Consider the following 9949-nt stretch of genomic DNA (forward strand, 5'->3'; position numbering starts at 1 on the left):
TCAGGCCCAGGCCGTATCGATAGCGGTGAGGACATCCTCAGGCGTCTGGCCGGGCGGCAACCCATAGGCCGTGGTGCCATCGTTGAGATTGTCAATGTCATCGGCCATAACTGCAACCAAGCTGTTCACCTGATCATAGCTGAGCCATTCACCACCGGCAAAGAAGCCCCGTACGTATGCACTCGGCTCACCACCGTAGAACCAGTTCTCGAAGGTGAATGTGTCATCTGTTCCGTGGATACGCAGGATCAGGCTGTTATCGATCCGCTCAAACCATATGTCCTTTGCTTCGATCCCAGCCTCGAAGACAAACACATCCGAGTTCTTATGAGCCGTATCGCCAACATAGGTATCGTTACCATCACCGACGCCGAAGCGGATAATGTCCTGTCCGGCACTGGATATGATCACATCATCCCCCAGATCACCAACCAGAAGGTCATTCCCGTCCCCGCCATTAAGTGTGTCATTGCCGGTGCCGCCCATGAGGATATCATCACCTGCATCCCCGTTTAGGGCGTCATTATCCGCCCCGCCGGTCATAACATCACTTCCATTGCCGCCATTCAGGACATCGTCATCCTGCCCGCCAGTCATGATGTCATCACCACCGCCGCCATTGAGCGTATCATTGCCTTCCCTGCCAAAAACGAAGTCGTCCCCATTCAGGGCATTCAATACATCATCCCCGGCAAACCCATCGATCCAGTCGGATGCATCGCTTCCGCGCAAAATATCTGCCCAACCATCCGACGGATCACCAGAAGTTGTTGCAATCTGAAGTTCTTGAAAACTCGCACCCATATCGGTGCTAAACGTCAAGTCAAAGTGCCCCGGACCGCTACCGTTATAGGCTAGCATCTCAAAACTGAAGTAACCGCTGTCTGTCGCCGTGAAGGTCCCCGAGGTGTGAATGTTCCATTGTGTGTCGGCAATTACTTCATGACCGTCAATGGCTAGAAAGAAAAAGTCATCGCTGATCTCACGGAATACATATTCCTGACCAGCCTCAAGCCAGATCTGCCCCGTCATCCTATACGTGGTGTGGACATCGAGGGTCCCTCCGGTCGTCGCTTCAGCGACCGCCTGCGATGGGGCGGCGGTTGCCGTCCATGCCTGCATTGCGCCTGTGCCACCCGCGATCGCGCCCAAAAACAGCGACGCATTTACATCGCTTAGCCGCACCACCTCTCCCAAAACGTCCGCCCCGAGAGACGTATTTTCGATCTGCGAGATGTCGAAGTCGAGCCCGTTGAAGAACTGCACAAGCTCAATGCGGTTGCCACGGCTTGCCCAATTCTCGATCGTAATCCCGTCCTCCAACGCGTTGAGGGGCGTCGAGATGCTTGTCTGGTCAGAGACGAAGATCTTCAGGTGATCGCCGTCCCTGTAGAGGATCAGATCCTCGATCGTGATCCCGGCATCAAACAGCAGCTTGTCCCCACCGGGGTTGTTCCTGTCATTGCCAACCGCACTGCTGCCGCTGTCGGAGATCACATCAAGACCATCGCCCCGGCTGAAGACATAGATGTCATCGCCTGTCCCCCCTTCGAGCCGGTCAGACCCCGCCCCGCCGATCAGGATGTCTTTCCGATCCGAGCCCGTGAGCGTGTCATTGCCGTCCCCGCCGGCAAGCCAGGCCCCATCGTCCCCGTCGAGGCTCATTCCGGCCGCCGAGAGCGCATTGTTTCCGTCATCCCCGGTTGCGGCCGCCCCAACATCGCTGACATCCAGCACGAAGCCATTGGCAAAGCGGAAGGTCTCGATCCGGAACTCCTCCGCGTTCCAGATCTCGATCGTGATGCTGTCGGTGATCATGCCATCTTCGGACAAAGGCTCCAGCTCGACCTGAAGGCTTTGATTGCCTCCGGTTTCCAGGCTCTGGACGATCAGGTCTCCGATATCGATGAAGGCCCCGAACTGGAGCACGTCATCGCCGCCGTCAAGCGCCTCAATGGAAGCCCCGGTCCGGCTCTCGCTCACCCAGACATTCACATCATAGTTGGTCGGCGACTTGCCCCCCGTAGAACGTGTTTGGGTTTCCGTCACAAAGTCCTGGATGCCGGTCTCGGTGATGGTCGTGCCGCCTTCAGTGATCGAAAAGATGCTCTCGTCAATCGTGTCATGGCCGTCACCCCGGTTGAAGATATAGGTGTCGTTGCCAAGACCGCCGCGAAGGATGTCATTACCGGTTCCACCGACGAGTACATCGTCTCCGGCCCCACCTTCCAGAACGTCATCGCCATCTCCTGCGATGAGGTAATCATTCCCGTCACCGCCCTTCAGCGTGTCATTGGCATTCCCGCCATAGAGGTCATCATTCCCGGCACCACCTTCGAGCAGGTCATCGCCATCCCCACCAACGAGTATGTCATAGCCCCCTTCACCGGTTAGGCTATCATTGCCGCCACCGCCGGTCAGCAGGTCTGATCCCTCCCCCCCGGCAAAGGCATCATCCTCACCCAATCCGGACTGGAATCCTTCGAACTCGGAGATATCGATGGCAAGACCGTCGCCGAAGCGAAGCTCTTCTACCCGGCTCATCTCATTGGCCCAGTCTTCGATGGTGACCACATCCTCCATCTCGGAAAGCTCCAGAGCATTGCCGTATTCATCGAACTGCCGGATGCCGAGGATCAGGTCATCGTCCTGCATCTCGAAGAAGACATCAGCCAGTGTGATGGCATAACCCAGTTGCAGCATGTCCCATCCGCCATCGATCTGACGCATCTGTTGGACCGTCCGCATCTCTTGGACCCAAGCCCCGGACTTGCCAGACCGCTCATAGACCACATTGCCGGTGGCTTCTTGCACATCCTGCAGTTCCTCGGCAAAGTCATGTATCGTGTCCTGCCCATCCCCCCGGAAGAAGAAATAAACGTCATCCCCGGCACCGCCGTTCAGGACATCGTTCCCCGCCCCACCGTGCAGCATGTCGTTGCCAGTCCCGCCAAGTAGGCTGTCATCCCCGGTCCCGCCAAGAAGGGCATCGTTGCCGTCTCCGCCGCCAAGGGCGTCATCACCAGCTTCGCCCATGAGGTAATCGTCGCCGTCACCGCCGAGAAGGCTGTCATTGCCCCCGCCCGCGAAGAGAAAGTCATTCCCCTCACCACCGTCGAGTTGGTCCTCGCCGTCACCTGCTAGCAGGACATCGCGACCGATGTTTCCGGAAAGGGTGTCATTGCCACCGCCCGAGTTGATCCAGTCGCCCTCATCGGTACCGACGAAATCATTCGCCTCACCATGGCCGGTCTGGCCATGCAGGATCTGGCTCACGTCCAGCACAATCCCGCCGGTAAAGGCAAAGTTCTCGATCCGGCTTTGCTGGTTCTGCCAGTCCTGGATCGTGATCGACCCCTCGGCGTCGATACCGTCGCTCTCGTCCGCTGCCGTCTCCGGATCGTCTTCCGCCCGAAGCTGGATCAGCGCATCCGCGCCAACACGGGTGAAAAGCACATCTTCGACGTCAATCCCGAAGGCGAACTCCAGCGTGTCGATGCCGCCGTCGATCTGTCCGACGGTTTCCGTGAACCCGGTTCGCAGCTCGTTCACATAATTGAACCCACCCGACTTCCCGCCCTGAGGGTAGGCCATCTCTTCGTAGTATTCGGTCCGCTCCAGGATCGTGCCTTCGGCATAGTCGTGGATGATGTCGTGCCCGTGGCCACGCGCATAGATGTAGCGGTCATTGCCTCCACCACCGAGAAGCGTGTCATCACCCGCCCCGCCCGAAAGCACATCGGCATCATCGCCCGCATCGAGCAGGTCATTCCCCGCCCCGCCGATCAGGAAATCGGAGCCCGCGCCCGCCGCAAGGCTGTCGTCGCCCGCCCCGCCCGAGAGCACGTCATTGCCGCCCGCGCTCGTCAGCGTGTCACTGCCGCCATTGCCGGACAGCACGTAGCGGGTCGCATCGTCGGTCCCGCTGATGCTGTCATCGCCGTCGCCCGCCTCGACCGCCTCGATCCCGATCGCTGCCAGGTCGTCAATGATGAGCACTGCGTCCTCGGCCATGATGAGCTGGTCATAGCCCTCACCGCCTTGGACGGCGCCGCCGGCCACGTCATCCTCCGCGTCCGCAAAGATCACGTCGTCGCCTGCGCCCGCGTCAATGCTGTCGGCACCTTCGCCACCCGCTAGAACATCCGCGCCTGCGCCGCCGAGGAGCGTGTCGTCGCCCTCAAGCCCCGCCAACACCACGCCTTCGGTCTTGGTACTCGCGTCGAGCAGGTTGTCCCCGGCATTGCCGGTCGAGCTTCGGAAGTCTGTCGTGTCATCCCCGAGGTCGAAGCCCGTCTCGCCCTCGGCCAGCACCCGGTGCTCGGCAGCCTCCCCCGTCTCGAACTCGATCCGGTAGCCCGTCTCCGTCTCCACCCGGCGCCAGCCCTGATCCGCATGGACCAGTTCCAGATCACCGACCCCGCCCACGCGGGTCTCGCCGTCGATCACGAAGCTCGCCGTGCCGAGAAGGGCGGCCAGACCGACCGAGACGTCATCTGCCGTGTCCTCGAAGCCCAGCCCGTTGTCATAGGTCAGGTTGATCTGGCTGATCCCCGCCTCCGCCAATGTCCTGAGCTCGCCCTCGTCTACCGCGCCATCCTGATCGAGGTCCTGCCAGACCCGGAACTCGCCGTAGCTCGTGTCATTGGCGTCGAGCACCCCGTCGCCATTGGTGTCGAAGAGAAGGTTGCCGTCTTCGTCCGTGGCCTCGGCCAGCGCCTGCAGGTCGGTCGATCCCTCGGGACCCCAGTCGCTCAGAACCAGCTCGGACCGCTGGTCGATCAGACCGTCGCCCGCGCCCCGCGTGCCATCCGCATTCAGATCGATCACAAGAAACGCGTCATCGGCCGCGGCCCAGGCCGTCCGCTCCCGGAACCCGTCCCCGTCATAGTCAAAGCTCGCCGAATAGCTCAGGCTCACCTCGATCCCGTCACCGTCAAGGTCGAGGACGATGGGCCACGCCGTGCTCCAGTCACGGGGGTCCGTCGGGTCAGACTGCGAATTGTTCCCGGAATGACCGGTACTGGTGATCGTGCCAGTCGACGTCACATGGGTTCCCGTATCAACGGCCGCATCCCAAACGTCATCATACGTGTTCCCGCCATAGCTCACGCTCCCACCCGAGCTGCCGCCGGTATAGTTGCCATCGTCGTCGTCATTGTCGTTGTGATTACCGTTGTCGCTATCGCCGTCGAAGCTCTGTCCCGTCGTGCCGTTGGCCAGTTGCCGAATTATGGCGTCCGGATAGATACTGGGAAGGTTCATCGCAGCCTGCGCAATGGCGGCAGGGCTACCATGCTGAATCGCTTGCACATAGGCCGCTTCGAAGCTATCTGGATTATTCCATGCAAGATCCGCAATGCTGTTGGGTACGCCAAGCTCACGAGGGTCATCGGAATTTGAAGAGACGAGTTGGGAGACGGTGACGTCATAAACACCCCAATAGTCACCAACGGAGCCTGTAACGACGGGCTGATATGAACCATCAGGCACCAAACTCAGAGATGGCAAGAGTGAATTAACCTTATCCATAATTAGAGCACCACTCACGCCAGTACCAGCCTGCATCGATGCCCCGGCCTGGACGCCCACCGTCACACTATCAATTGGGGTACCAGTTGTCTTATCAAGAGGGTCGACTCCCGCAGGATACGTTCTTTCTACACCAACCAGCACGCCGCCACTAAAAGTAATGCCGGGGCCATAGAGGTCCTTCAAAGGGGTTCCGGAGGGACCGAACTCTCCAGCCACCGAAAAACCGACACCAATTCCAGTCGAACCTGTGAAGACTACATCATACCCCAAGTCAAAAAGACCGCCGGTTCGATCCTCGGATCTCACGACAATCGCCTCAAAACCAACGGCCACACCGAGACCAATTTCGAGACCGAGCCCAGCGAAATGACCCGTGGCATCTGGGGCAAACGGACTCTCGGCAAACTCGCTTCCGGAGGCCGGCAGCTCAATTTTGAGTTTATTGGTCATTATGATCACTTTCCTTCATAGATAGGACAGCACTTCGATGAAAATAAAGAGACAAATATTAGCCAACACCACACATGCGAAAGCCAACATGACATCTCCTGAAACCTTGCCTTTAAAGATTTCAATGAAGTCACCAGGCTTCTTCCAAACACGAGAAATAGCGAGGCACAAAAGAATAATGGAGGCCAGTGGAAGAAAAAGAGCCAAGGCACTCATGAGCGCGCCTCACGGGTAAAAGTAGCCCGATTGCTTTTGCACCAATTGTAATTGCGAAAAACAACTCCCTTAATCCGACACGGCAGCACAGGAACTAGAGGAAATCGATTTGAACGGTTGCGTTTGCAACTCAACCGAGCCGAACTGAACCCACCGTCTTGGTCCAGGTCCTGCCACACCCGGAACTCGCCGTAGCTCGTGTCGTTGGCGTCGAGCACGCCATCGCCGTTGGTGTCGAACAGAAGGTTGCCTTCCTCATCCGCCGCCTCCGCGAGCGCCTGCAGGTCGGTCGAGCCCTCCGGGCCCCAATCGCTCAGCACCAGCTCCGATCGCTGGTCGATGAGACCGTCGCCCGCGCCCCGGGTGCCGTCCGCATTGAGATCGATCACAAGAAACGCGTCATCGGCCGCCGCCCAGGCCGTCCGCTCCCGGAACCCGTCGCCATCATAGTCAAAGCTCGCCGAATAGCTCAGGCTCACCTCGATGCCGTCGCCGTCAAGGTCGAGAACGATGGGCTGGATCCCTACGTAGTCCGGGTTGCTCGGAAGGCCCGGATCCGGCGTGCCATGGTTCTGGTTCCCGTTGCCGCCTTCCCACTGGCCGGGTGGCGAGGGCCAACTGCCCGTCGTTGTACCCGAGCCGCTGTGGTCGAACCCGCCGCCGGGATTGTTGCCGTTGCTCGGCCCGTTGGAAGAACCCTGGCCGGAGTCGTTCCAACCGGGCGATGGAGACCAGTTGTCGTCGTCGTCATTGTCGTTGTGATTGCCGTTGTCGCCATCACCTGCGAAGCTCTGTCCTGCCGTACCGTTGGCAAGTTGCCGAATTATGGCGTCCGGATAGATACCGGGAAGGTTCATCGCAGCGCCGAGGGCGTCAGGTGTGGGAGGGGCGTCGTAGAGTTTGTCGGTCAGCTGTTTGTCGAAGCCACTCTGATTATGCACGCGCACGCCGCCGGCGACATAGGTGTGCAGGTCCTCGACCTCGAAGTTGTAGGTCTGCCAGGCATCGATCGGAGCAGGCTTCAATGCAGCACTGCCTGCAACCACGCCCTCTGCCTGCGCCTGCTCGAACAGATGCGCCGTCTCGGCGCTGTAGATAATCCGCTCGGCCGTGACCTCGGTCAGTTCACCCGAGGCGAGAACAACCGTCGCCCGACCCTGCGCGAGCATCTGCTCGATCGTGGGGAAGTTGCCGAACCGGTCCAGGAAATGGTGACCCGGCGTCGTCACGAGCTCCTTCTCCTCACCCTCCTCGCGCCAGCTCAGCCTGATCCACTCCTCCGTCGTGTTCCGATACAGCCGCGTGACCTTGCGTGGGACCAACGCTCCCCGGCCAAGATCAGCGCTCGGGTCAAACGCAAGAACCGTGTCGCCGACCCGGATGTCGGAGATGGGGCAGGTGTCCGTTAGGGATATCGCAACTGGGGTGGATGCGGGGAAGCAGCGGGTGGCCGACGAAAAAAGGCTTTGGCCATTGGGGCCCCAATAGGCATTGACTTGGGCGCGATCATCTACCTCTAGAATAACATAGCCGGCTGTCTGCGTCGACAGGACTCCGATACCACCTCCAAAATTACCCTCTACTCCAATTAATTTTCCATTTTGATCGTAAATCCACTCAGCACCAGCCCCAGGCAGCTGTGTTGCGACGCTGGCGCCGCTTCGAGATAGCACTTCGCTCATAGAAAGACCGGGGTAGACACCAGCACCAGTTACAGCCTTTACTCCGAGCAGACCGTTGCCCGCGCCTACGTCAAAAGAAACAACGACTCCCACAGCATCAGGCAATAGAAGATCCGAGTCCATATTCCAAGTTGCATAAACAGATGCACTTCCAGAAAAACTGTTTATCTCCGGAAGGGAGACACCGCTTCTTGACAAAAAATCAATAACTGACTGCGGCACTGAAGCCCCGGCGGAGTAGCCATAGGAAACTGTAGCAAGTGTATCAGTCATTTTTCCCTCCTCGACCTATCCTAGAATTTCGAAAACAAAAGCCAAAACCAGTGCCACAATTACAGTCCAAAAGATCGCTAAAAAAAATGAACCGACCTTTTGATGGAACTTCCTGTCTATGTTAAGAAAGTCCAATATCTGCAGCCCTAAACGTGCGATTCCTTTAAACAACTCAGCACCTCATAGTTTCGCGTGAAGCTGAGTCCGATGATGCCCAAGGGAAAGCGTTGAAGTCATCCGGGATTCGACGGCTAGGCTTGATCGACTTGCCAATCTGACTATCCAACTCTGAGCCTCTACTGATAACACTATAGATCTGGCTGATCCCCGCTTCGGCCAGTGTTCTCAGCTCGCCCTCATCCACCTCGCCGTCCTGGTCGAGGTCCTGCCACACCCGGAACTCGCCATAGCTCGTGTCGTTGGCGTCGAGCACGCCGTCGCCATTGGTGTCGAACAGAAGGTTGCCCTCCGCATCCGTCGCCTCCGCCAGCGCCTGCAGGTCCGTCGCGCCCTCCGGGCCCCAATCGCTCAGCATCAGCTCAGACCGCTGGTCGATCTGCCCGTCCCCCGCGCCCCGCGCGCTATAAGCGTTGAGGTCGATCACCAGGAACCCGTCATCCGCCGCCGCCCAGGCCGTCCGCTCCCGGAACCCGTCGTAGCGAAAGCTCGCAAGGCTTAGCATACTCGTCACAACCGTACTCCACCCATACACACCGCCCTCACACCCAGCTCACGATGGCTTTCAACGTCAGCGAACTGCGAGCGATCGCGCGTCCTGCGTTCTTATCGTTCCTTGACGGTCCAGAGATTTCAAACGGTTTCTTGCCCATCGAACCTTCCAAGTGCCGAAGTCAGCTGCCTTGCGTCTGGATACACGAAGGGGTGTGGCGTTCTGGCCATAGACATGTTGGCAAATCCCTCGAAGACAGCCGTCGGTGCCCGATTCCGATCAGAACAGTCTACGATTACTTGCCCGCTGTCGCTGCATCTGTCCTGCCGCGGCCATGAGATCAGCAAGGTCGGCATTTGGCGCAGCCATTTCTGATCCGACCTTGGCGGAGGCCCCACTGGTGCGCCGAAACCGCTCCATGAGCGTCACATGCGTCCAGGCCGCCCGTGCAACAAAGCGGTACTGATCTACCATTGTAATTATTGCATTCACCCATTACGTTGGTTGAGGTGAGAGGATCATCATTTCCATTAATCCTCTCGTTGAGCGTCCCGGCTCGAGCATGTTGTGGGAACCTGACCGCCAGGTTGCCGAGCTTCAGATCCGTGTCGCCGTCATGAACGGCTTCACCGCAACCGGCATACCCGTGAGCGAGCCTGTAGGATAAGTGTGTCCGGGGAGAGGGGAAGCTTGGTCATCAGCGGCTTTTTGCAACAGAGCCGGGCAACTCCATATGGGCCCAATACAGGCGCTTTCGAGCTGAGCACACGCTGCATGCGAGATCAACAGCCTGGGGCGCTCGAAAACCCGGTCTGAACCCACATGCTTTTGATCCGTCTTTGGGCCAAGGCCAAGCAAGCATACGACACTGTGCGCTGCAGAGGTGGTTAGCGTCCGAGGAGCTGGTGTAATTTCATCGCCGTCGGCGGTGTGATCCCTGGTGGCCATCGAGGTGTATGTTCGAGGTGGAGTTTGGCGACTTCAACCACGGACCACACGGAGCCCCCGATGACCAAGACGAACATGGACCTGTCCGAGCTTCTGGCCAAGCACGATCAGGGCGACTTCCTGCGCGGCATTGCCGAAGCCGTGCTGCAACTGATCATGGAGACCGATGTGGAAG

The 9949-nt window shown here is 58.8% G+C and carries 4 protein-coding genes; all 4 read right to left on the bottom strand.

The window, feature by feature from the left end:
* The 4 genes from QQK83_RS04665 to QQK83_RS04680 all read right to left on the bottom strand — a co-directional run bounded on the left by QQK83_RS04665 (nt 1) and on the right by QQK83_RS04680 (nt 8838).
* On the bottom strand, nt 1-5985 hold the full coding sequence (locus QQK83_RS04665; RefSeq protein WP_284262154.1) for a calcium-binding protein: 5985 nt from the start codon (nt 5983-5985) through the stop codon (nt 1-3).
* 15 nt (nt 5986-6000) lie between these two features.
* Nucleotides 6001-6201 (bottom strand): hypothetical protein, encoded by a 201-nt coding sequence (locus QQK83_RS04670; RefSeq protein ID WP_284262156.1) that lies wholly within the window; start codon nt 6199-6201, stop codon nt 6001-6003.
* Nucleotides 6198-8156, bottom strand: a complete 1959-nt coding sequence (locus tag QQK83_RS04675) for a Hint domain-containing protein (RefSeq protein WP_284262158.1) — start codon at nt 8154-8156, stop codon at nt 6198-6200. The genes QQK83_RS04670 and QQK83_RS04675 overlap by 4 nt, the downstream gene beginning before the upstream one ends.
* Before the next feature lie 172 nt (nt 8157-8328).
* Nucleotides 8329-8838 carry a hypothetical protein gene (locus QQK83_RS04680; protein WP_284262160.1) on the bottom strand — a complete coding sequence of 170 codons (510 nt, stop codon included), beginning with the start codon at nt 8836-8838 and terminating at the stop codon, nt 8329-8331.
* Between the last annotated feature and the right edge of the window lie 1111 nt (nt 8839-9949).

Origin of the sequence: Roseicyclus amphidinii (assembly GCF_030163755.1) — a bacterium.
Taxonomy (GTDB): domain Bacteria; phylum Pseudomonadota; class Alphaproteobacteria; order Rhodobacterales; family Rhodobacteraceae; genus Roseicyclus; species Roseicyclus amphidinii.